Consider the following 22,357-nt stretch of genomic DNA (forward strand, 5'->3'; position numbering starts at 1 on the left):
AATGTGTGAGTCGCGGTGTGTGAATTGATTCATCTGTCGGGTGCTGTCCACGCCTGTTGAAGTCCTCGGAAGCGGTGGAAAGCCTCTCTGAATTGGTCTCGTCGGTCCGGGCATTTTGTAAACCATTGATTTGAAGATTGGCTGGCCAAGTGGAAGACCCCTACGATTTCGAGGACGATGGGGACTGGTTCGAACTGTGGAACGGTCAGAGGGGGATGTGGCTCCAGCATCAGCTGGACGAGAGCAGGGCGGATTCCAATCTTCCGCACTGGCAGCACTTGTACGAGGCGGTGGACATCGTCGCCGTGCGCCGCGCCGCAGCCTTCCTGATGGACCGGCACCAAGCGCTGCGGCTGTCCTTCCGGGACACTCCAGAGGGTCCGCGCCAGCGTGTCCTGTTTGATTTCGACCTGGACGTGCCGCTCGTCGACCTGACCGGCGCGGCTGATCCGACGGCCGAACTGAATCGGCGCGTCCGGGCCGAGGCCGCGACCCCCTTCGACGAACTCGCCACCCCGCCGGTGCGGCTCAAGGTGTTCAAGCTGGCCGCCGACCACCACTGCCTCTTCGTGAACGTGCACCACATCATCACGGACGGCACCAGCATGCGCATCTTCATACGCGAACTGCTGCTCTGTTACCGAGCTTTCGCCGCGGGCGGAGAGCCTGAGCTGCCCCCGCTCGCGACGACCTACGACGCCTTCGTGCGGGGTCGGCGGCAGTGGCTGGCGAGCGACCAGAGCAAGGCCATGGAGGTGTACTGGCTCGACCAGCTGGCCGCCCCGCTGCCGCGGCTGCGCATCGGGGACTACGATGCGCCCGCCGATGCGGTGGTGAACGAGACGCTGGAGTTCGACGTCGAGGCCGACACGGCCGCAGGGCTGGCGGCACTGGGCAAGAAGCTGCGCGTCACGCCGCACATCCTGTTGCTCAGCGCTTACGCGGTCGCGCTGCGAGACATCAGCGCCGACGACGACATCGTGGTCTGCGTCCCGTTCTCCGGCCGGGACACCAAGGAGCTCGACGGCGTGTTCGGCAGTTTCGTCAACCCGCTCTCCGTCCGGGTGCGGATGTCGGGTGCGGATCCCTTCGAGGAGGTCGTGCGCCGGACCAGGGCCGTGAGCGTCGCCGCCTATGCGCACAGCCGATATCCGTTCACCCTGCTGCTCGACAAGCTCGATGTGGAGTCCCGACCCGGCCGGAACCCGGTCTTCTCGACCTCCTTCCAGTTCGCGGACTTCCTGCCCCCGGCCCGGCAGACCTCGCAGCTCGACCTCTGCCTGTTCGGTAGGCCCGACGGGGACCGGCTCAGGCTGCGGCTCAACTACAACTCCCGGCGGCTGGCGAAGTCCGAGGCCGAGGAGGTCCGGTCGGCCTTTCTGGCTGTCCTGCGGACGGTCGTCGAGGACGTGACGGTCTCGCTGGCCGCCCTGGCGGAGCCGCTGGCGCGGGCCCGGCGGGCGACGCGGACCGTACCCGCCGGCCGTCGCCGCCTGGGGGCCCTGCGAGCTTCCCGGCCCGGGACGCCGAACGCCTGAGCCGGTATTGCGCCATCTCACCGAAAGGAAGGACCCATGGACGGACAGCGTGACGACGACGGCTATGTCGTGGTGATCAACTCCGAGGAGCAGTACTCCATCTGGCCGCAGGGTCGCGAGCTGCCCGCCGGCTGGCGGGAGACGGGCGAGCGGGGCTCGAAGGAGGCCTGTCTCGCGCACGTCGACGAGGTGTGGACGGACATGCGTCCGCTGGCCCTGCGCCGGGAGATGGCGCGCGGGACCGGCCGATGAGGGTGACGGTCAGGCCGCTCGCCGAGCGGCCACAGGCGGCCACGCGGCTGTTCTGCTTCCCGTACGCCGGCGGCGGTGCCTCGGCGTTCCGCGGCTGGGCCGCTGCCCTGCCCGCCGACATCGAGCCGTGGTCGGTACAACTTCCGGGCAGAGAAGACCAGTTGGGTGCTCCGCTGTTCGACCGGATGGGCGCCGTGCTCAACGTCCTGGTGCCCTCGGTCATCCCGCACCTGGACCGTCCGTTCGCATTCTTCGGGCACAGCATGGGCGCCTTGGTGGCCTGGAGCCTCACCCGTGCACTACAGCGGATGGAGATCGGCTCACCCACCCGGCTGTTCGTCTCGGGGTGCGTACCGCCCCAAGCCCGGGAGGAGACCGCGTACCACGCCGGTCCGGAGAAGGAGCTGATCGGGAAACTGCGCTCCTGGTCCGCGACACCGGAAGCGGTGCTGGCAGACCCGGAACTGATGCGCCTGATGCTCCCGGTGATCCGGGCCGACCTCGCGGTGGTCGAGACCTACCGGTTCACCGGCGGGCCGCTGCTGACCTGCCCGGTCACGGCGTTCGGCGGGACCGAGGACGATCCCGCGGGCACTGCGGTGATGCCGCGCTGGGGCGAGCTCACAGCCGGCGGCTTCGACCTGCGGATGTTCCCCGGCGGCCACTTCTTCCTGCACTCCGCCCGTCCGGCCGTGCTCGCCGAGATCGCCGGACGGCTCGCTGCCGTGCCCTGGCAGAACCGTCACTGACCCGAAGCCCTTCGAAACAACATCCTCTCGATTGACGGATTTAGGTGGAACGACATGTCGCAGCGGTCCGTGATGGACGTCGTCTCGGATGTGTGGACGGCTGTCCTGCACACCGAGATATCCGGTCCTGACGCCAATTTCTTCGCGCTGGGCGGGAATTCACTGAAAGGTGCCAGAGCGATCAGCCGGCTGCGCGAGGAGCTGGGCATCCGGATTCCGCTCAGCGTGCTCTTCGACGCGCAGACCCTCGCCGAGCTGACCGCGGCCATCGAGGCGATGCGGGAGACGGAGCCGGGGGCGGAACAGACCATCGAGCCGTTCGAGGGGCGCTCGGGCGAGGTTTTCCACGCGCCCACCTCCTTCGCCCAGCAGCGGCTGTGGGTCGACGAGCACGTCCAGGGGCCGAGCTCCCGCTACAACATCCCGGTGGCGAACGAGCTCGTGGGCCCGCTCGACATCACGGCCCTGGGGCAGGCCGTCCAGGCGCTGGTCGACCGGCACGAGGTCTTCCGCACCACCATCAAGGCGGTCGACGGCATCCCCGAGCAGGTGATTCAGGCCAAGGCCGAATTGCCGCTGACCGTGGTCGACCTCCGGGACGAGCCGGAGGAGAAGCAGGAGCAGGTTCTGGCCGGTCTGCTCCTCGACTCCGCCCAGCGGCCGTTCGACGTGGAGCGGGGGCCGCTGCTCCGGGTCGAGCTGTACCGGCTGGACGAGGACTGGCACGTCCTGCTCATCAACCTGCACCACATCATCACCGACGTGTACTCCTTCGAACTCGCCATGGCCGAGCTGCTGGAGCTTTACGCCGCCGCCGACGACGGCGGGATCCCGGCGGCCGTGAAGCCGCCGGTGCAGTACGCCGACTACGCCGCCTGGCAGCGGCGCACGGTCACCGGGACCACGCTCGAACGCCAACTCGACTACTGGAAGGACCGGCTGCGCGGCCCGCTGCCCGTGCTGGACCTTCCGACCGATCTGCCGCCCCGGGAGACCACCACGAGCCGGGGGGCGTCGGTGGACATCGAGCTGCCCCGAGCGGTGTCGCGCAGGATCCGCGAGCTGTCCAGGGAGCACAACGCCACTCCGTTCATGACCATGTTCACGCTGCTCAACGTGCTGCTCGGCCGGTACAGCGGCCAGACGGACATCGTGGTCGGCATCCCCAGCGCCAACCGTGATCTGCCGGAGCTCGACTCCATGCTCGGGTGCTTCCTCAACACCCTCGCCGTGCGCAGCGACCTGTCCGGCGACCCGACGCTGGCAGAGCTGCTCGGCCGGGTCCGGGGCAGGATCCTGGAGGCCTTCGCCCACCAGGACGTCCCCTACGAGCGGGTGGTCAACGCGGTCTCGACCGACCGTTCCTCCCGGCAGGGGCCGTTCCGGGTCATGCTGGCGTACCAGCACCAGGTGCCGGCGCCGGAGCTGGTCGGGATCGGCGTCAACGACGTCGAGTTGGGCCTGAACCTGAAGGCGGTCAAGTTCGACCTGGTGTTCCGGGTCGTCGAGACCGAATTCACGTACCGCCTCGCGGTCGACTACAACACCGACCTGTTCCTTGAGGACAAGGCCTGGCGCATCCTCGACCACTTTGCCGTGCTCGCGGCCGACGCGGTGGCCGCTCCCGCCAAGCGCCTCTCCGAGCTCACCATCCTTCCCGAGGAGGAGCGTCGTCAGCTCGAGGAGTGGTCCACCGCCGGCTGCGGCCCTTACCCCACGGACCTCTTCCTGCACCGGATGTTCGAGGCGCAGGCGCTCAGGACCCCGGACGCGGACGCGGTGGAGAGCGGCGACGAGCGGGTCAGCTACCACGAACTCGACGGCAGGGCATCCCGGTTGGCCGACGAGCTGACGGCGCGCGGCATCGGCACCGACGATCTGGTCGGCCTGTGCGCGGACCCGTCGGTGGACCTCATCGTCGGCATCCTCGGCATCCTGAAGTCCGGTGCCGCCTACGTGCCGATCGATCCGCTCGCCCCCGTCGACCGGATGTCGTACGTCGTCGCGGACAGCGGGATGAAGGTCCTGGTCACCACCCCGGAGCTGCGGGACCAGCTGCCGACGGCCCTCTTGGAGGGCGTGGACGTGGTGAGCGCCGCGCAGGACGGCGCGGGGGGCGGCGCCCCGGGGTCCGCGCTGCATCCCTCGCAGCTGGTGTACCTGATGTACACGTCCGGGACCACCGGCCGGCCCAAGGGCGTCGGCCTGCCGCACACCGCGATCACCCCGTGGATCCAGTGGGCCCAGGACATCCGTCCGATCGGGCCCGGCACCCGGGTGGTGCACAACCTCTCTTACCACTTCGACTGGTCTGTCGAGCAGATGTTCCACGCGCTGACCGCGGGCGCCTGCCTGGTCATGCTGCCCCGTGAGGTCAAGGCCGACGGCCGGGCCACCGCCCGGTTCATCAACGAGCAGTCGATCCACATGCTGTACCTGACGCCGACCCAGATGCGCGGCATCACCGACGCCGGCCTCGACATGCCGACGCTGCGGCACGTGTCCATGGGCGGCGAGAACCTGGACGCCGACCTGGTGGCGCGGACCCGTGCGGTCGTCTCCGCCGGGTGCGAGATCTGGAACGAGTACGGGCCGACGGAGACCGCGGGCGCGGCCCTGGTCGGCCGGATGGGCGACGAGCCGCTGGAGCGCAGCTCCATGCCGCTGGGTGAGCTGATCGCCAACGCCTCCTGCGCGGTGGTCGACCGCTGGGGGAACCTGCAGCCCATCGGCGTACCCGGCGAGCTCTGGATCGGCGGTGACGGCGTCGCTCGCGGCTACCGCAACCAGCCCGCCCTGACCGCCGACCGGTTCGCCCCGGATCCGGCCCGGCCCGACCGACGCCTCTATCGCACGGGTGACCTGGTGCGCCGCCTGCCCAATGGGGAGATGGAGTTCCTGGGCCGGGTCGACAATCAGGTCAAGATCCGCGGCGTGCGGGTCGAGCTGGAGGAGATCGAATCGGTGCTGCGCGGTCACCCCGAGGTGGCGAACGCCGTGGTGGTCCTGGAGCCCGACCAGCGGCTGGTCGCCCACGTGGTCAGGACACCGGGCAGCGGGCTCGACGAGGCCGCGCTCCGTGCCCACCTCGCCCCGAAGCTGCCCATCGTCATGCAGCCGGCCGTGTTCACGTGGCTCGAGGCCATGCCGCTCTCCCCGACCGGCAAGGTGGACCGCCAGCGGCTGCCCCGACCCGAGCCGATTCCCGTGCTTCCGACGGCCGTGACGCCGCCGAGCACGGAGACGGAGCGCACCGTCGCGGCGGCCTGGGCGGAGGTGCTCGGGATCGCCGAGGTGGACGTGCGGGCCAACTTCTTCGAGGCCGGCGGGGACTCGTTCTCCCTGCTGGCGGTCGTCAGCCGACTGCGGGCCGAGCTCGAGCTGGACATCCCGGTGCGCGCCCTGGTCGACGCGCCGACCGTGGAGACGCTGGCCGAGCACATCGAGGCACTGCGCCGGGCGGCCCTCCGTCCGGCCGCAGCGCCCCTTCCGCAGCCGACCTCAAGAGAGGACGATCCGCGTGAGTGGACACCCTGAGAACAGGCGTCACGGCGAACGAGGCCGGAGCGGTGGACTTCCTCGTTCCTCCGGGTGACATCCACGACGTCCGGAACTCGGCCAGTCACACCAGCGTGTCCATCCACGTGTAGGGAACCGGCCCGCGCAGGAGCGCTTCCGGCATCAGGCGCACCTACGGTCTCCCGGTGCGGGCGACGAATCTTTCTCGGCCTCGTCGGTGCCTGTCCCGGTCCGACGGTCAGTTCGACAACGATGGGAAGTGACGTCATGAGCGACACCGCGGCTCACGACATGGCGGCAGAGACCCTGCCCGATCTGTTTGCGGCCCAGGTGGCCCGTACCCCTGACGCCGTCGCGCTCGTCGGCGCCGACGCATCTCTCACGTACGCCGAGCTGGATGCCAGGGCCGGCCGACTGGCGCGGTTGCTCATGGCCAAGGGGGCGGGGCCCGAAACGATCGTGGCGGTCGCGGTGCCGCGATCCGTGGAACTGCTGGTCGCCCTCTACGCGGTGCACAAGGCCGGGGCCGCGTACCTGCCGGTCGATCCGCTGCTGCCCGCCGAGCGCGTACGGGAGATGACCGAGGATGCACGGCCCGTGCTGATGCTCGACGGCGAGGACGTCCGGCGGATGTCGGAGGAGGGCGCGCCCGAGGCAGACGAGACCGGGTGGCCCTCGCTGCACCCGTCGAACACCGCCTACGTCATCTTCACCTCGGGATCCACCGGCCGGCCCAAGGGGGTGGCCGTGTCCCACGAGGCCATCGTCAACCGCCTGCGCTGGATGCAGGCGGAGTATCCGCTGGGCCACGACGACCACGTCCTGCAGAAGACCCCCGCCGGATTCGACGTCTCCGTGTGGGAGTTCTTCTGGCCGCTGTGCGTCGGTGCGCGCCTCGTCCTGGCCGGGCCGGACGAGCACCGGGATCCCAGCCGGATCGCCGAGCTGATCCGGGCGGAGCGGATCACGACCGTGCACTTCGTCCCGTCCATGCTGCGGCACTTCCTCGAAGAGCCGACGGCGGCCCAATGTGATTCGCTGCGCCGGGTGTTCGCGAGCGGCGAGGCGCTCTCGGCCGATCTGCGGTCACGGTTCCTCCGCCTCCTGGACGCCGAACTGCACAACCTCTACGGGCCCACCGAGGCCGCGGTGGACGTGTCCTACTGGCGCTGTGGGCCCGGCGACCCACCCGGCCCGGTGCCGATCGGTGCGCCGGTGCGGAACACCCGGCTGTACGTTCTGGACGAGCAGCTGAACCAGGCCGCGCCCGGGGTGGCCGGCGAGCTCTACATCTCGGGTGTCCAGCTGGCCCGGGGGTACGTCAACCGACCGGGGCTGACAGCAGAGCGATTCGTCCCCGACCCCTACGGCCCTGAAGGCAGCCGGATGTACCGAACCGGGGATCTCGCCCGGCGGGACCCTGACGGCGTCCTGCACTACCTGGGCCGCAACGACCACCAGGTCAAGGTGGGAGGCGTGCGCATCGAACTCGGCGAGATCGAAGCGACGTTGGCCCGGCACGCCGCGGTCGCCGACGCGGTGGTGGCCGCGAGGCCCGACGAGGCCGGCGAGACGCGGCTGACCGCCTACCTCGTACCCGACCCCGTCGAGGCCGCCGCGCTGCGGAACCTGTGCCGCCTTGAAGAAGCCGGGCTCCTCGACCGGAAGGACCTGCAGACCCTGCCGAACGGCATGGCCGTCGTCGCGTCCAACCGGTCGGAGGCGGACTTCCTGTACCGCGAGATCTTCGAAGAGGGCGAGTACCTGCGGCACGGGATCACGCTGCCCGACACCGGGGCCTGCGTCTTCGACGTGGGCGCGCACATCGGGTTCTTCTCGCTCGCGGTGGCCCGCTCCCGTCCCGGCAGCGTGGTCCATTCGTTCGAGCCGATTCCGCAGCTGTTCCGCATGCTCGAACTCAACACCCGGCTGCACGGAGTCGACGCCAGGCTGTTCCCGTGTGGCCTCGCCGAAGCGGCGGGTACGGCGTCGTTCACCTACTACCCGCAACTTTCGATCATGTCGGGGCGATTCGGTGACATCGCCGAGGAGCGCGGTGTCCTGGAGGCCTTCGTCCGCAACGAGCAGCCGATGCGGGAAGCCCTTCCGCAGAGCGGTGCGGCGGATCTCGACGGTCTGCTCACAGAGCGGCTGCAACACACCGACGTGACCTGCGAGCTGCGCACGCTGTCGGACGTCATCGACGAGACCGGTGTGGAACGGATCGACCTGCTCAAGATCGATGCGGAGAAGAGCGAACGCGCGGTGCTTCTGGGGCTCCGTGAGGAGCACTGGAACCTGGTCCGCCAGCTGGTGATCGAAGCGCACAACACCCCGGGCCGGATCGACTGGATCCGGGGCCAACTGGAGGAGCGGGGGTACCGGGTCACCGTCGACGGGCTGGCGATGCTCTCGGAGACCGGCCTGGTCACCCTCTACGCAGTCCGCGGCGGGCAGCCGGCCTCCGGTGGCGGGGAGAGTGCCGCACCGGCGGACCGTGGGTCGGGTTGGTCGTCTCCGGATCTGTATGTCGAGGACGTGCGGCGAGAAGCGGAGCTCCGGCTCCCGCCACAGATGGTTCCGGACGACTTCGTGATCGTCGACGCGCTACCCCTGACGGCCAACGGCAAGCTCGACCGGGCGGCACTCCCTGCGCCCCGGCGCCGAACGACCGGGAGACCTTCCGCTCCGCGCGACACGACCGAGGTGCTGCTCTGCTCCTTGTTCGCCGACGTGCTTGCCGCACCCGACATGGGGATCCATGACGACTTCTTCCGTCTGGGCGGCAACTCGTTCGATGCGATCCGCCTGGTGGCCCGGATCCGTGAGGCGCTGGGTATCGGAGTGACCGTCCCGATGCTGTTCAAGGCCCCGACCGTGGCCGCCTTCGCCGAACTGCTGGCCCATGGATCCGAAGGAGCCCCGTTCTCGCTGGACGCGTAACCCTTCCGCGGTGCCGCACCGCCTTTCCGACTACGCGACGTGCCATGAAGGGCTTCGGCCCCACCACACCCGACACACGGTCAGGCACTCACACACTCAACAACCTGACAGCGGGGTCTGCTGCACCTCGGCGCCGTCCCCGTCGATGAACTGGCCGGAAGTACCGCTTGAATTGCCCCTCCCGTCCGGGCAGGGAGGGGCTCGCAGCACGGCGGACTCCTGGAAGCTGCCAGGGCCGGCACATCAACGTGGTGGTCATGCGGGAGCTTCCGAGGAGAAAGAGTGAGGCGGGGCCGACGGGGCGATTTCGGCGAGTTGGCTGTCGAAGGCGCGCAGCAGATCAGGGAGCCGTTGCGGCCAGGAACCGGTCAGCGGAGCCTGGACGATGCATTTCAGGGTCCCGTCGGGCAGTTCGCACACCTGGAGCTGTACCTCGGCGACCGCGCCGACCGGCGGCACCGGAACGGTGTGCATCCGCACCGGACCGGCCGAATGCTCGACGCGCCGCCAGTTCTCGAAGGCGAACAGCGCCTGGTAGACGGGCATCCGACCACCGGCGACAGTATGTACGGCCCGGACGATTTCGTAACGGGGCAGCGCGGAGCCCATGATGCTCTCCCGCACGGCACCCCAGACCCGCTCGACCACCCCGGGCGCGGACAGCTCGGGCATCCGCACCGGCAGGACGTTGATCAGGCAGCCGAGTTCGTCCTCCTGCCCTGCCGAGCGGGTGGCCACCGGTGTGCCGACGCAGAAGTCGGAGCCGCCGGTGATCTCGGCCAGAGCCCGGCCGTACGCGGCCAGCAGCACCGCGAACGGTGAGCAGGCGCTGCGCCTGGCCTGGTCGCGCACCGCCTGCGAGGTGGTGGGCGGACAGGTGGTTCGGAGCTCGGCCGACCCACCCACAGCGAGCTCGTGCTGGTTCGGCGCCGGGCCGCCGTCCGGGGTGGGCAGGTCGGCCGCCCCAGCCAGCAAGGTGCGCCAGTGTGTGGTGAGGTCGGCGTGTTGCGCCGGCGTGAGTTCTGCGGCCTCCACTCGTTCCAGTACGGGCAGATCGGTTGCGACGTCGTCGACGGCTCGTGCGTAGGCGCACGCCAGATCGGTGGCGAACACCTCCTGGGAGAGACCGTCGAAGGCGATGTGATGGACCGCCAGGAAGACGGTGGCACCCTGTGCGTCCGGGGCGACTGCGGCCCTGTAGACGCGGCCTGCGGCGAGATCGAAGGTGTCAGCGTTCAGCAGGGTGGCGGCCGCCTCCTCGAAGCCGGTGCCGGCCCCGAGGCGCAGCAGCGGCTCTGCGACCGGCTCCGCGAGGACCTTGCGGACCACCTGCTCATGCTCGAAGACGTAGGCGGTGCGCAGCGCCTCCTGGCGGCGCGCCACTGCCGACAGCGCTGCGTCGAGGGCAGGGAGATCGAGCGGGCCGTCGACGCGGACCTGGGCGAGGACCCAGCCGGCGTGGCTCGCCGGGTCGATCTGCTCACCGAGCCAGAACTGCATTTCCAGAGCGGAGGCCAGCTGAACCCGCACCGTCGCGTGGTCAGTCACAGGAAAGCTCCTTGCCCGCGCCTGCGGGGTTGTTGGTGCTGATCGGAACGTCTATGTCGCGCAGCTCGCGCTTGCGCAGGGCGATGAGGGCCAAGACGAGGTAACTGGCACCCAGGCGAGAAGGGGCCAACGCAGGCCGATGCCGTGGATCGCCCAGACCGCCACCAGGACGCCGACCGGTGCGGCGCTCATCGAGTTGCAACTGCAGCAGCCGGGCGAGGCGGTCGATGGTCCCGGGCTCGAACAGTGAGGTCCGGTCTCCCCGAGGTGTCGGCCGCGAGCAGGCGGGCGATCGCACCGGTCCCTGCGGCCTTGAGTGTGGCTGGATGTGCGACCTTCTGGCCGGTCGGCTCCGTCCAGTTTTCACGATCGCAGGATGCATGGCCTGCCTCAACGGTCTTCTCTACGCTACAGCGTTACAGGGAAAACGATCAATGTGACGCGGGCCACATTGTCCGGCTGTTGCTGCTTTTCTTAATTCCCCTCCTTTTCTTCTTGAATGTGGCCTCCGTGAAATTTCCCTGATCGAGATCAAAACGCCTTCAAGGCCTGACTCGACGAGTTCTGACGGGGGCTCACTCGGAGGGGCCCAGGCCTCCGGAAGCGGTCTCGGACGTACGCCGTCGCAACGCGGCGCTCATACGTTCCAGGGTCTCTTCCAGGACCTGCGGGGACGTACCGAAATTGAGCCGTACGAATCCATCGCCGCCAGCTCCGAAGGCCGGACCGGAGAAGAGGAGCACCTTGGCCTCGTCGCGGAAGAAGGGCATGGGGTCCGGACCGATCCCTAGCTGCCGGCAGTCGAGCCAGGCAAGAAAAGTGGCCTCCGGAGTCCGACAGCGGATCCTCTCCGGGAGCCGCTCGGCCAGCAGCCGCCGGTTCCGGTCCAAGATGGCCAGCACTTCGTCCAGCCAGGCATCGCCCGAGGTCCAGGCGGCCTTCAGTGCCTCGACCGCGAGCACTCCTACTTGGCCGAAGAGCAGCCCGCGCTGGGCGTCGACGGCATCCCGTACGGCCTGCGGCCCTATGTGTGCCAGCGCGCAGCGGATCCCGGCGAGGTTGAATGCCTTGCTCCCCGAGGTGAGGGTGACGGTGCGGGCAGCGATTTCCGGGCTGAGCGAGGCGAAGGGAATGTGCTGGTGCGGGGCATGGGTCAGATCCGCGTGCACCTCATCGGAGATCACCAACAGGTTGAACTTGAGCACGAGTTCCGCGAGTGACTCCAACTCGTCACGGCGGAACACCCGGCCGGTGGGGTTGTGGGGGTTGACGAGGAAAAGCACACGGCAGCGCCCCGAGCCCTCGTCCGCCGCGGTCCGCTCCATGAGCGCGGGATCGAACTCCCACCCGCCCTCGTCCTCCTGGATCGGAACGGTCAGCGCCCTGCGGCCGATCCTCTCGATGACATCGACGAACGGCGGGCAAACGGGGGTGTGCAGAAGTACCGCATCGCCGGGGTCGGTGGCGACCTGGAGCGTCGCGAGCATCGCCTGGTTGATGTCCGTGAACAGCCGGACGTGCGTGGGATCGGGCCTATGGCCATACCGGTGCCGCGTCCGCTCGGCGAACACCTCGCCGAGCGGGCCGCCGCGGCTCTCGTCGAACCATGGGGGATAGCCAAGATCGCCGTCGGCGCGGCGCAGCAGGGCCTGGCGTATCGCGGGTGCGGTCGGAAAGTCCATGTCCGCGACCCAAGAGGCCAGCATGCCGTCGCCCGCGGTGGCCCACTTCTCCCCGTCCCGCTGTGACAGGCGGCTCAGATCGAGGGAGTCGAGAGCAGCTAACGAAGTGTCGGCGTTCATAGTCCTGTTCCGTGTTGGTTGGATGGCGCGGCGCTGTGCGCACCAATGTCGGTGCGGTGCCGCACGACGGAGAGGAGGCCGGTACGGAAAGCCTGCGGCAGGAAACCGATCGCTCGGCAGAACTCCTGCGGGTCCCCTAGCCCTCCAGTCGCATCCCCACAGTCCTGTTGTCCTGTTGGGCCACAGGGGGAGTTCCCGAGTACGTCATGGTTGCCCTATGAGGGGAGCACACAAGGTTATGCGGCAGCCTTCGGCCGCGACGTGTGACGTCAGCCACATTGCGGCGTTCGCAACCCGCCGATACTGTCGCCAACAGCGCCTTCCTCGGCCCGGATTAGACGCTGAGGCTGGTCGCTCGCAATGCTTGGAGCTTCCTGGCCCGGCAGTCGGTGCGCATGTGCGCCCATCCGATATTCGCAGTCGAATTACATCTGCGATGTCGAGAATCTGTGACAGGAGACAGGAGACTGGAATTGTCCTCCCATGCCGCCCAAATCCCTGCGGACCGGCCGCGTGGCGTCGACGCACCCCGTTGCACGGGGGTAGTACGCCTAGACATTCCCGGTCTTTACGCCAGCGCCGTCAGGGATGTGGCGGTGTCCTGTGTGACCGCCCCGGAGAGTGTGCTGCTCGCTGGCTTCGCCGCACTGCTGTACCGGTATTCCGGCCAGAACCAGGTTGAGTTCCACGTGCGCCGCGAAGGAGGTGGGGACTCGCTGCTCCGCTTCTCCGTCACCGGGGAGAGCACGCTCCGCGAACTGACCAGTGCGGCCAGAACCGTGGCGGCCCCCGGGAAGGAGCCCGCGCGCATCGGCTTACGTTTCGGTGCGGATCGTGCCGCCGAGGGCGATCAGCCGTACGAGGTCGAGCTCGTGCTGCCTGTGGCCGAGGCGGCGTCCCGGTCGGTCGCTCTCCACTTCGACGAGCGACTCTTCGAAACGGCGACCGGCGACCAGCTGCTTGCCCACTTCCAGAACCTGCTTGAGGACGGCGCGAACCGGCCGGACCAGGCGCTGGCGGATCTCGTGCTTCTCACCGGGCCCGAGGTGCACCGGATCCTCATGGAATGGAACGACACCGCTGTCCAGCTGTCCCGCGAGGAAAGCTGTCTGCACGAGGTGTTCGAGGAGCGGGCCGCGCGGTCACCCGAAGCCGTCGCCGTGATCCAAGGAGCGACCCGGCTGACGTTCCAGGAGATCAACGTCGCGGCGAACCGGCTGGCACACCATCTGAGGGACCTGGGCGTCGGCCCCGACGACCGCGTCGGCCTCTACCTTGAGCACTCGCCCGATCTGCTGATCTCGATGCTCGGGGTACTCAAGGCCGGCGGGGCCTATGTGCCACTCGACCCCGGCTATCCGCAGGCCAGGGTGTCCACCATGATCACCGGTGCTTCCTGCGTGGCTCTGATCAGCCATGGCAAGCTCGCTGCGGCTCTGACCGGGGAAGACTCCGTACGGCAGGAACTCCTGGTGTTATTGGACCGCGAGACCGCCGCCCTGTCCGCTCAGCCCGATCACGATCCGAAGGCCCAGGCCGGGCCGGACAACCTCTGCTACGTCATCCATACTTCCGGTTCCACCGGAAAGCCCAAGCCGATCGCGCTGCGCCACCGGGGCGTGATGAACAACATCGAGGACCTCAACTCCCGCTTCGCCGTGGGCATCGGCGACAGCGTCCTCGGCCTGTCATCCCCGAGTTTCGACATGTCGGTCTACGAATACCTCGGGATGACGGCGGCAGGCGGCACTCTCATCCTTCCTGCGCCCGGCCGGGCCAAGGATCCGGCGCACTGGGCCGAACTGGCGGCGGACCACGGCGTCACGGTGTGGAACACCGCACCGGCGCTGCTGGAACTGGTACTCGATCATGTCGAGCGCGGCGGGGGTGGCGGGCCCTCACCGGTGAACGCACTGCGGCTGATCATGATCGCCGGAGACTGGATCCCGCTGAAGCTGCCCGGACGCGCCCGCGGAGCCGCGCCCGATGCCAGGTTCATCTCCCTCGGTGGGGCCACCGAGGCCTCGATCTATTCGACGATATTCGAGGTCGAGGCCACCGAACCTACCTGGAGGAGCATTCCGTACGGGCGCCCGATGGCCAATCAGCGCACATACATCCTGGACGAGTCACTCCAACCCGTTCCGCCGGGTGTAACAGGCGAGTTGTACCTCGCCGGCGTCGGCCTCGCGCTCGGTTACTTGGACCGGCCCGCCCTCACCGCCGAGCGATTCATCGAGTGGTCGTATGGCACTGTGGCCGACGAGCGGCTGTATCGCACCGGCGACTTGGCGAGGTTCGGTGCCGACGGACTGATCGAACTGATCGGCCGGGCCGACCTTCAGGTGAAAATTCACGGCCTGCGGGTGGAGCTGACCGAGATCGAGTCCGTGCTCCGCGACCATCCTCAGGTCAAAGAAGCGGCGGTGACCGCACAGACCGATACCGTCGGCGTCCCGGTCCTGGTCGGATATGCCGTGCCGCGCGACGGCGAAGTCCTGGACCCGGAGGACATCCGCAGGACCCTCGCGGCCAGCCTCCCGGCTCACATGGTCCCCGGCACTGTGCTCGTGTTGCCGGCCATGCCGCTGACCCCCAACGGGAAGCTGGACCGCAAGTCGCTTCCCACGGCCCCCTCACCGCAGGAGGAGCGCCGTGGCGGCACCCTGCCCGTGGATGCCGAGCCCAGCAATCCGTGGGAGAAGCGGATCGCCGCGGCATGGCAGGAGGTTCTGGGTATCGATGCGATCCGGCGTGACGACGACTTCTTCGCCCTGGGCGGCGACTCGATGAAGGCCATGCGCGGCATGGCGCAGGTGCCCGAGCTGACGTTGGTGGCTCTGTACCGCCATCCGACGCTGCAGAGCCTGGCCGCGTATCTCCAGGCCACGGCCGCTCTGCCCGGGGCGGGGAACTCTGACCCCGGGCAGAGCGGCGCCGCGTAACGGGACGGTCCTGGAGCCCTCGTCGGCCAGGCCGGTCGGCAGGTGCGGAGCGGTGCGGGCCACTTCTTCCGGCACGGCACGGCACGGACGGCTTCGGTGACCAGTTCCAGCCGGGTCGGGTCGCGCACCGCGGCCAGGACGTGGGTGGAGTCGGTGCGCTGCGTGGTGCGCGCGCACGAGTCCTCGTCGCACCACAGCCCGTCCCGCCGGTCTCTCACCCACATCGCCGTCGTACCGCCCGGGTTGCTCGCCCGCGCGATCTGCGCGGTCAGAGAAGGGACTTACTCACCGGAACGGGCACGGAGCGACAACGGACACCTCGACAACTGCATCGGTCTTCGAAACAGCCACGAACATGCCTGCTGATCATGCTGGCGCACCGGGAAGCCCCGAGATCCCCGACTGTGAGAGTGCGGAACGTGAGCTCTTGTCCCTTTCGTGGTTGAGGTGGGGGAAGGACCACTGGTCGCGGGTGGGTGGGGTGGTCCGGGTGCGTCGAGCCCGCCGAGCCGCCGGGTGAGTTCTTCGATGCGGGCCCGGAACTGCCTGGCTTGGTGGGCCAGTTCGCGTTCGCGGAAACCCCGGTCGAAGCCCTCGGGCCGGCGCGCGCACGTGAATGATTGAGGACTGATATTGACGTGACATTTGAAGTCACGACCTAGTAGGGTCGAGGAAGATCACGGATGAATTCGAGGTCGTGCCGGGTGAGGCCTCGATTGAAGAGTTGCTGGACCGGGAATGTCCATCGATGGCCCGCCGGAATGATTGCTTCATCGATGTCCGTGTTCGGGGATAAGACCCTGGAAGAACCAGAATCCGGAGGACTGATGGCCACGCACGCTATTCAGAAGATACACTCGGGGGGCGGCGGCATTCAGATGCATCGCCCGGGGGAAGTGTCCGATCTGGACGCGTTTCGGGAACGGCGTCTGACGCGCAGACGCCGGCTGTCAGAGGACCTGGCGAGTGCGGGAACGGACACCCGCTATTTCCCTGTGCTGTCGGTACTGGCGCCCGTCATGACCCAATCCGAGGGTGAAATCACCTATCCGGGCGACCCGATGTGTCTCTATACGGCGCTGAGCGCTGCCGTGCACCGTGCCGTGGCGGACGCCGGCCCGCTAGAGGACGCCGTGCACTACAGCGACCTCGCGCCCGAGTGGACCCGGTTCCCGTCCAAGGAGTACCGGCTCTCCGCCAGTGACGACGGATACCGGGCCTACGGCACGTCACCCAACACCGACCAGACGGTGTTCGACCCCCGGGTCTGGGACGACGCGGCGCGCACGAGATGGCTGCGGCTACTGCGCGAGGTCCAGCCCAGGGTCGTGCTCATCAGCGCCGTGTCACCCGCGCACCGCTACGCGCTCGAAATCGCGAGGTTGGTCAAGTGCGAGGTCCCGGACGCCTTCGTCATACTCGGAGGCCGTCATGTGGACGAGACCGTCACCTGCACCCCCGACGGCCAGGCCCTCGTGCTCCAACCCAGCAGCACGGTGACGGTCATTCAGGAGGGCAAGGTTCCCAGAGTGGTCGACGCCGTCGTCGGCGGCGAGGCCTACTTCGCTGTGGACCTGCTGATGCGGGCCCTCGCCCTTGCCACCGATCTCGACCGGCGTTGGGTGGACCGTGACCAGGTTCTGCCGTGCCTTCAGGGGCTGCTCGCCGAAGAGGGTCCCGTGCCCGGCACGTCGGTCGTCGTCCTGGCGGCGGGGGAGACCTTCGACGCCGTTCCGCTCCGTGGCCGAACGCTCGACCTCGCGTCTTTACCCTCGCCGTACGAGGCATTCGCGATCCGATCCCGATTCCCCATCTTCACGCGCCCCGGGACGGGGGAGGTGATGCGCACCGCGCACTTCATGGTATCCAACGCCTGTCCGTATCGATGTAATTTCTGCTCCGAGTCGTCGCAACTTGGCTCTGGGCTCAAGCGGTTCAAGGAAGATGCGATAGGTGCGGCGGCGGAGCGGGTCTGTGAATACGTCAGCTACGGCGCCGAGTCGCTCTTCTTCGACGACTCCGTCTTCTGGAGCGGTCGGTATCGGGACATTGAGAATTTCTGCGAAGAGCTCAGCCGGATCCGCCGGGACGAGAGCGGTTCACTCGAACCGCGTTACCGCAGGTTCGTTCGCGAGGAAGACGACGTCCAGCGGCTGCGCGACCTCCAGTGGGGTGCTCAGCTGACCGTGGACACCCTCGTCGCGCTGCATTCGGCTGAAGAGTCGTCGAAAATCCTGCGAAAGATGAAGGATGCCGGATGCAGCTACATCTACATCGGCATCGAGAGCATGTCGACGCAAGTCATGAACAACATTCACAAGAATATCCGCCGGGACGAACGGAAGCCCTGGGGGGAAAAGGTCAGGGAAGCTGCGGCCCTCGTCAAGGCGCTGGACCTGCAGCTGGGAACTTCCGTTCTTTTCGGCCTCGACGGTGAGACACGGGACAGTATCGACGAGACCATCCATGAGGTGGGCCGTCTCGTCGACGACAAGCTGATCGATCTGGCCAGCCCGAATATACTCACCTATCACCCCGCGACACCGGTCACGCGCCAGCACGGCATGCAGGACGAACTCGACTACCACTCCCCGCGCATCGACAACCGGAAGCCCTATATCTATTTCGAGGAAGCTTTTCCCGGTGTCGTCTCCGTCCTCCTCACCGAGGACGACATCTGGCACATTCACAGGGAGACCGAGAAGCGCTGGGGTGGGGCCCGCAATGATGCTGCCGTGGTCACTGTCCAGGAAGAGCAATCCGACAGTCCTCAGCATGTCCCCGCCGGACTATGACGAAGGCGTCGTGGAGTTCGGTCCGGCGTTCCCATCGGACGGCGAGGCGTTTGAAGTGGTTCGGGTTGGAGTCGTAGCCCTTGTCGCCGCCAGCATGCGTGGACCGGGTGAGTGGCGTGGCGGTCCGGGGGGCCTGTCTGGACGTGGAGCCCCCTCGGGCCGCCCGGCCGGCAGGTGCCGGCGTGCGCTGACCTTCGCCCCTCGCCGTGGCTCCGGTCACAGTGAGGGTGGTCCAGGACGGCTGTTGAAGGTCGTTGCGTAGGCTGGCGTTGTCGTCGTGGCGAGGGAGTGGGCGAGGCTACTCGATCCCACCGAAGCTAGCTGACGATCAGTCGGAAGAGTCGGTGATTGGTCAGCATCAATCCTGAAAAACTTGGAGAAAGCTGACCGAACTTACGACTCGTTGTAGGGTAGGGAAATCGCACTTGACCTGCAAAAATGCAGGCAGGGAGCCTAGATCCAGGGGTACCTCGATGATGCGCACCATGTTCAAGTCGAAGATCCACCGGGCGACCGTCACTCAGGCCGATCTGCATTACGTCGGGTCCGTGACCATCGACGCCGATCTGCTCGACGCGGCCGATCTGCTGCCCGGGGAGTTGGTGCACATCGTGGACATCACCAACGGGGCCCGGCTGGAGACCTACGTCATCGAGGGCGAGCGCGGGTCCGGGGTCATCGGGATCAACGGGGCCGCCGCGCATCTCGTGCACCCCGGGGATCTGGTGATCCTCATCAGCTACGCGCAGGTCGAGGACGCCGAGGCGCGGGTGTTGAAGCCCCGCGTCGTGCATGTCGACGGCGACAATCGGATCATCGAGCTGGGCGCGGATCCGTCCGCGCCGGTTCCGGGCACCGATCAGGAGCGCAGTCCCCACGCGGTGGCCGTCTGACGTGGTGGCGGCCCTGGTGCTGCTGCACACCTCGCCCGTGCACGTCCCGGTCTTCGAGGCGTTGCGCGACCGGGACCACCCGGGGGTCGTCCTGCGGCACGTGGTGGTTCCGGAACTGCTCGACCGGGCTCGGGCGGAGGGCCCGGACGCAGTGGCCCCGGCCCTGCGCGGGCTGCTGGCCGACGCCGGGGACGTGCCCGTGCTGGTCACCTGCTCGACCATCGGGGCCGTCGCGGAGTCCCTGGCTCCGGAGCGGGGCGCCCCGGTGCTGCGGGTGGACCGGCCGATGGCGGCCGAGGCCGTGCGCCTCGGCGAACGGATCGTCGTCCTCGCGGCCCTGGAGTCCACCCTCGCCCCGACCCGGGAGCTGCTGGCCGAGGAGGGCGCGGGGCGGCGCGTGTCCCCGCGTACGCAGGTGGTCGCCGGGGCCTGGGAGCGCTTCGAGGCGGGGGACACCGCCGGCTACCTCCGCCTCGTCGCCGAGGCGGCGGACGCCGTGACCGACGCGGACGTCATCGTCTTGGCCCAGGCCTCCATGGCCGACGCTGCGGACCTGGTCAGGACCCGTGTCCCGGTGCTGTCCAGCCCGGCCGCGGGACTGGCGGCCGCCCTGCGTGGAGCCCCCGCGTAGTCGTTCCTCGCTGGTCCGCTCGGGCGCCGACGGCACGCTCCGCTCCTTCCGGTCTCCGATGGCTGATCCGGTCGGCTGATCCGGAGGGCGTACCCGGCGGGATCCGGGGAAGGTGGGGCGTATGGTGCGAAACGTAGAGCAGACGCAGCCGCCCGTACCCGGACCGGGCCCGACCCCGGACCCGACTCCGGGCCCCGGACCGGCTCCCGGCCCCAACCCGTTCCCGTCTCCCCAGCCCGTCCCGCGGCCGGTGCCGCCCGAGCCGGCGCCGGTACCCGAGCCCGACCCGGTGCCCGCGCCGCCCGGGCCCGCTCCGATCCCGCAGCCCGGGCCCCTGAGCTGAGGCGGGGCGGCGGGCCGGGGTGAGCCCCGCACGGGACGCCGGCGTGCGCCCCGTGTGCCGGGTGTGCGACACCGGCCCGGAGCGGTCCGCCGTACGGCCGCCGGCCCATGAGAGAGCGTCAACTCCCTCACGTGTGCGCCCTGTTGTGCCCCTTGTCATGAACTGATCGCAGCGTTAGGTTGTGCGGTTCCTGATGTCTTCACTGGGGGCTCCCATGGGTGTACGGGGCCGGCACCGCCGGTACCAGCCGAGCAGCATCAACCGGGCGTCGCTGGCCGTCACCGCCGGTGGCGCCGGAATCGCGCTCCCTCTGATCGGGGCCGGCGTCGCCCACGGCGCCTCGGTGGACACCTGGAACAAGGTCGCCGCCTGCGAATCGACCCACAACTGGCACATCAACTCCGGCAACGGCTACTACGGCGGGCTCCAGTTCAGCCAGAGCACCTGGCGCGCCTTCGGCGGTACCGCGTATGCCGCGCGGGCCGACCTGGCCACCAAGGACCAGCAGATCGCGGTCGCCGAGAAGGTCCTCAAGGGGCAGGGCCCGCAGGCCTGGCCCGCATGCGGCAAGGAGGCCGGACTCAGTCGCGGCGGCCCGGCACCCGCCGCCGTCCCGCAGCAGAAGCAGGCGCCGCAGCCCACCGCGCAACAGGCAGCGGCGCAACAGCCCGCGGCGCTGCGGACCGAAGCCGAGCAGACCACGGCCGAGCAGCGGCAGAACGCACCGCGCCCCACCGGGACCTCGGTCCTCCCCAATCCGTACGTCGTCGCCCCCGGCGACTCGCTGTCGGCCATCGCCACGGAGCAGCACGTCGAGGGCGGCTGGCAGGCGCTGTACGAGACCAACCGGGCCACCATCGGCGGCAACCCCAACCTGATCTTCCCGGGCCAGCGGCTGACCCTGCGCATCACCGCGGCGCCGCCCGCGCAGAATCCGGAGAAGCCCCCGCGCACCGCCGAGCCGGTCAAGCCCGGGGAACCGGCGGCTACCAGGCCCAGGCCCAAGCCGGAGCAGGCCAAGCCCGCGCCCGCCAAGCCGGCCCCCGCCAAGCCCGCCCCACAGCCCGCCTCAGCGCAGCAGCAGCCGGCGGCCGGTGTCTTCTCCGCCCCCGTCGACGCCGGACTCGGCACCTCCTACCGCGTCGCGGGCTCCTCCTGGTCCAGCGGCTATCACACCGGGGTCGACTTCCCGGTGCCCACCGGCACGACCGTCAAGTCCGTCGGCTCCGGCCAGATCGTCTCGGCCGGCTGGGCCGGGGCGTACGGCTACCAGGTCGTCATCCGGCACTCCGACGGCCGCTACTCCCAGTACGCGCACCTCTCCGCGCTCAGCGTCAAGGCCGGCCAGCAGGTCTCCGGAGGCCAGCGGATCGGCCGCTCCGGTTCCACCGGCAACACCACCGGACCGCACCTGCACTTCGAGATGCGCACCGGCCCCGGCTACGGAACGGACATCGACCCGCTCGCGTATCTCCGCGGCCACGGCGTCCGGATCTGACCCGCGCGCGTGCGGCGGCACGGCCATGAGCAGGACGAGGCCGGCCGCCGCCACCGCGGCGCTCGCCAGCGCCGCCAGCGCGCCCACCGTCCCGTACCGGAAGCCCTCCTCGAAGAACGTGAGGCCCACCGCCGCCGCGACCACCGGGTTCACCACGGTCACCGTGGCCAGCGGAGCCGTCAGCCCCGCACCCCGGTAGGCCGCCTGTGACAGCAGCAGCCCGCCGACGGCCAGTACGGCGATCGCCCCGAGCTGCGGCCACAGCGCGCCCGCCCCGCTCGGCTGGTCCAGCCGGAAGTCCTCGGCCACCGACTTGGTGAACACGGAGGCCATGCCGAAGGAGGTGCCCGCCGCCGCGGCCAGCAGCACGCTGCGCAGCACCGGCCGGCGCATCCGGTGGGCCGCCAGGAACAGCAGGGCCACCCCGGCCCCGGTCGCGATCAGCAGCAGGCTCTGTTCGCCGCCCGCCAGCCCCTGCTCCGTCTCCCCGTCCCCGCCCGTCAGCGCCAGCAGCCCGGCCAGGCCCGCCGTGGCGAGCAGCGCCCCGCGCCAGGCCGCCGCGCCCGCCCGGCGCCGTACGAACACGGCCGACAGCGGGAGCGCGAAGACGATGGTGAGCGCGCCCAGCGGCTGGACCAGGCTCAGCGGCCCGTAGGCCAGCGCCACCACGTGCAGCAGCGCGCCGAGGCCGTTCAGCCCCACCGCCACCCACCACCCGGCGCGGTGCAGCGGGGCGTACGGGCGGTCCGGGGAGGTCGCGGCGACCCGCTCCTGGAAGATCGCCCCGCCGGCATAGGCGAGCGCGGACACCAGGCACAGGACGACGGACAGGGCCAAGGCACTCATGAATCCCACAATGCCCCACTCACCTGCACAATTCCTCCGCCCACAGGAGGTCACC

13 protein-coding genes and 1 pseudogene are annotated in these 22,357 nt (G+C 69.0%); 10 read left to right on the forward strand and 4 right to left on the reverse strand.

The annotated features are described in order from the left end of the window. The first annotated feature begins 149 nt into the window (after window positions 1-149). The 5 genes from EES41_RS30915 to EES41_RS30935 all read left to right on the forward strand — a co-directional run bounded on the left by EES41_RS30915 (window position 150) and on the right by EES41_RS30935 (window position 9,001). On the forward strand, window positions 150-1,538 hold the full coding sequence (locus EES41_RS30915; RefSeq protein WP_123081264.1) for a condensation domain-containing protein: 1,389 nt from the start codon (window positions 150-152) through the stop codon (window positions 1,536-1,538). 36 nt (window positions 1,539-1,574) lie between these two features. After that, complete coding sequence (locus EES41_RS30920; RefSeq protein WP_123081265.1) at window positions 1,575-1,790, forward strand: MbtH family NRPS accessory protein; 216 nt, start codon at window positions 1,575-1,577, stop codon at window positions 1,788-1,790. Continuing rightward, entirely contained in the window at window positions 1,787-2,539 is a 753-nt protein-coding gene (locus EES41_RS30925) for a thioesterase II family protein (protein WP_123081266.1), read from the forward strand. The genes EES41_RS30920 and EES41_RS30925 overlap by 4 nt, the downstream gene beginning before the upstream one ends. Before the next feature lie 54 nt (window positions 2,540-2,593). Continuing rightward, window positions 2,594-6,076 (forward strand): non-ribosomal peptide synthetase, encoded by a 3,483-nt coding sequence (locus tag EES41_RS30930; RefSeq protein ID WP_123081267.1) that lies wholly within the window; start codon window positions 2,594-2,596, stop codon window positions 6,074-6,076. Window positions 6,077-6,325: 249 nt separating this feature from the next. After that, window positions 6,326-9,001: an amino acid adenylation domain-containing protein gene (locus EES41_RS30935; RefSeq protein WP_254211621.1), complete on the forward strand. Its 2,676-nt coding sequence runs from the start codon at window positions 6,326-6,328 to the stop codon at window positions 8,999-9,001. 255 nt (window positions 9,002-9,256) lie between these two features. On the opposite strand, the gene EES41_RS30940 is transcribed toward EES41_RS30935, so the two are convergent. The 3 genes from EES41_RS30940 to EES41_RS30945 all read right to left on the reverse strand — a co-directional run bounded on the left by EES41_RS30940 (window position 9,257) and on the right by EES41_RS30945 (window position 12,351). Beyond that, window positions 9,257-10,549, reverse strand: a complete 1,293-nt coding sequence (locus tag EES41_RS30940; RefSeq protein WP_123081269.1) for a condensation domain-containing protein — start codon at window positions 10,547-10,549, stop codon at window positions 9,257-9,259. Continuing rightward, window positions 10,542-10,679 carry a hypothetical protein gene (locus tag EES41_RS41640; RefSeq protein WP_164495986.1) on the reverse strand — a complete coding sequence of 46 codons (138 nt, stop codon included), beginning with the start codon at window positions 10,677-10,679 and terminating at the stop codon, window positions 10,542-10,544. Before EES41_RS41640 ends, EES41_RS30940 begins: the two co-directional genes overlap by 8 nt. A gap of 445 nt (window positions 10,680-11,124) precedes the next feature. Further along, entirely contained in the window at window positions 11,125-12,351 is a 1,227-nt protein-coding gene (locus EES41_RS30945) for a MalY/PatB family protein (RefSeq protein ID WP_123081270.1), read from the reverse strand. Window positions 12,352-12,956: 605 nt separating this feature from the next. On the opposite strand from EES41_RS30945, the gene EES41_RS30950 reads away from it, so the two are divergent. From EES41_RS30950 to EES41_RS30980, 5 genes are all read left to right on the forward strand, one after another. Continuing rightward, the gene (locus EES41_RS30950; protein WP_164495987.1) at window positions 12,957-15,296 is read left to right on the forward strand and encodes an amino acid adenylation domain-containing protein; all 2,340 of its coding nucleotides are present in this window, start codon (window positions 12,957-12,959) and stop codon (window positions 15,294-15,296) included. A gap of 776 nt (window positions 15,297-16,072) precedes the next feature. Then, window positions 16,073-18,091 carry a radical SAM protein gene (locus EES41_RS30960; protein ID WP_216827273.1) on the forward strand — a complete coding sequence of 673 codons (2,019 nt, stop codon included), beginning with the start codon at window positions 16,073-16,075 and terminating at the stop codon, window positions 18,089-18,091. A 473-nt stretch (window positions 18,092-18,564) separates the two neighbouring features. Continuing rightward, window positions 18,565-18,984 carry an aspartate 1-decarboxylase gene (gene panD / locus EES41_RS30965; protein ID WP_123081272.1) on the forward strand — a complete coding sequence of 140 codons (420 nt, stop codon included), beginning with the start codon at window positions 18,565-18,567 and terminating at the stop codon, window positions 18,982-18,984. A gap of 4 nt (window positions 18,985-18,988) precedes the next feature. After that, a complete protein-coding gene (locus EES41_RS30970) occupies window positions 18,989-19,615 on the forward strand; it encodes an aspartate/glutamate racemase family protein (RefSeq protein ID WP_123082799.1) in 627 nt (208 codons plus the stop codon). A 557-nt stretch (window positions 19,616-20,172) separates the two neighbouring features. After that, on the forward strand, window positions 20,173-21,456 hold the full coding sequence (locus EES41_RS30980) for a transglycosylase family protein (RefSeq protein WP_123081274.1): 1,284 nt from the start codon (window positions 20,173-20,175) through the stop codon (window positions 21,454-21,456). A gap of 27 nt (window positions 21,457-21,483) precedes the next feature. Here the strand turns inward: EES41_RS30980 and EES41_RS42180 are convergent. After that, a pseudogene (locus EES41_RS42180) lies at window positions 21,484-22,302 on the reverse strand (DMT family transporter); the annotation flags it as partial. Window positions 22,303-22,357 lie beyond the last annotated feature (55 nt).

The organism is Streptomyces sp. ADI95-16 (assembly GCF_003721495.1).
GTDB classification, from domain to species: domain Bacteria; phylum Actinomycetota; class Actinomycetes; order Streptomycetales; family Streptomycetaceae; genus Streptomyces; species Streptomyces goshikiensis.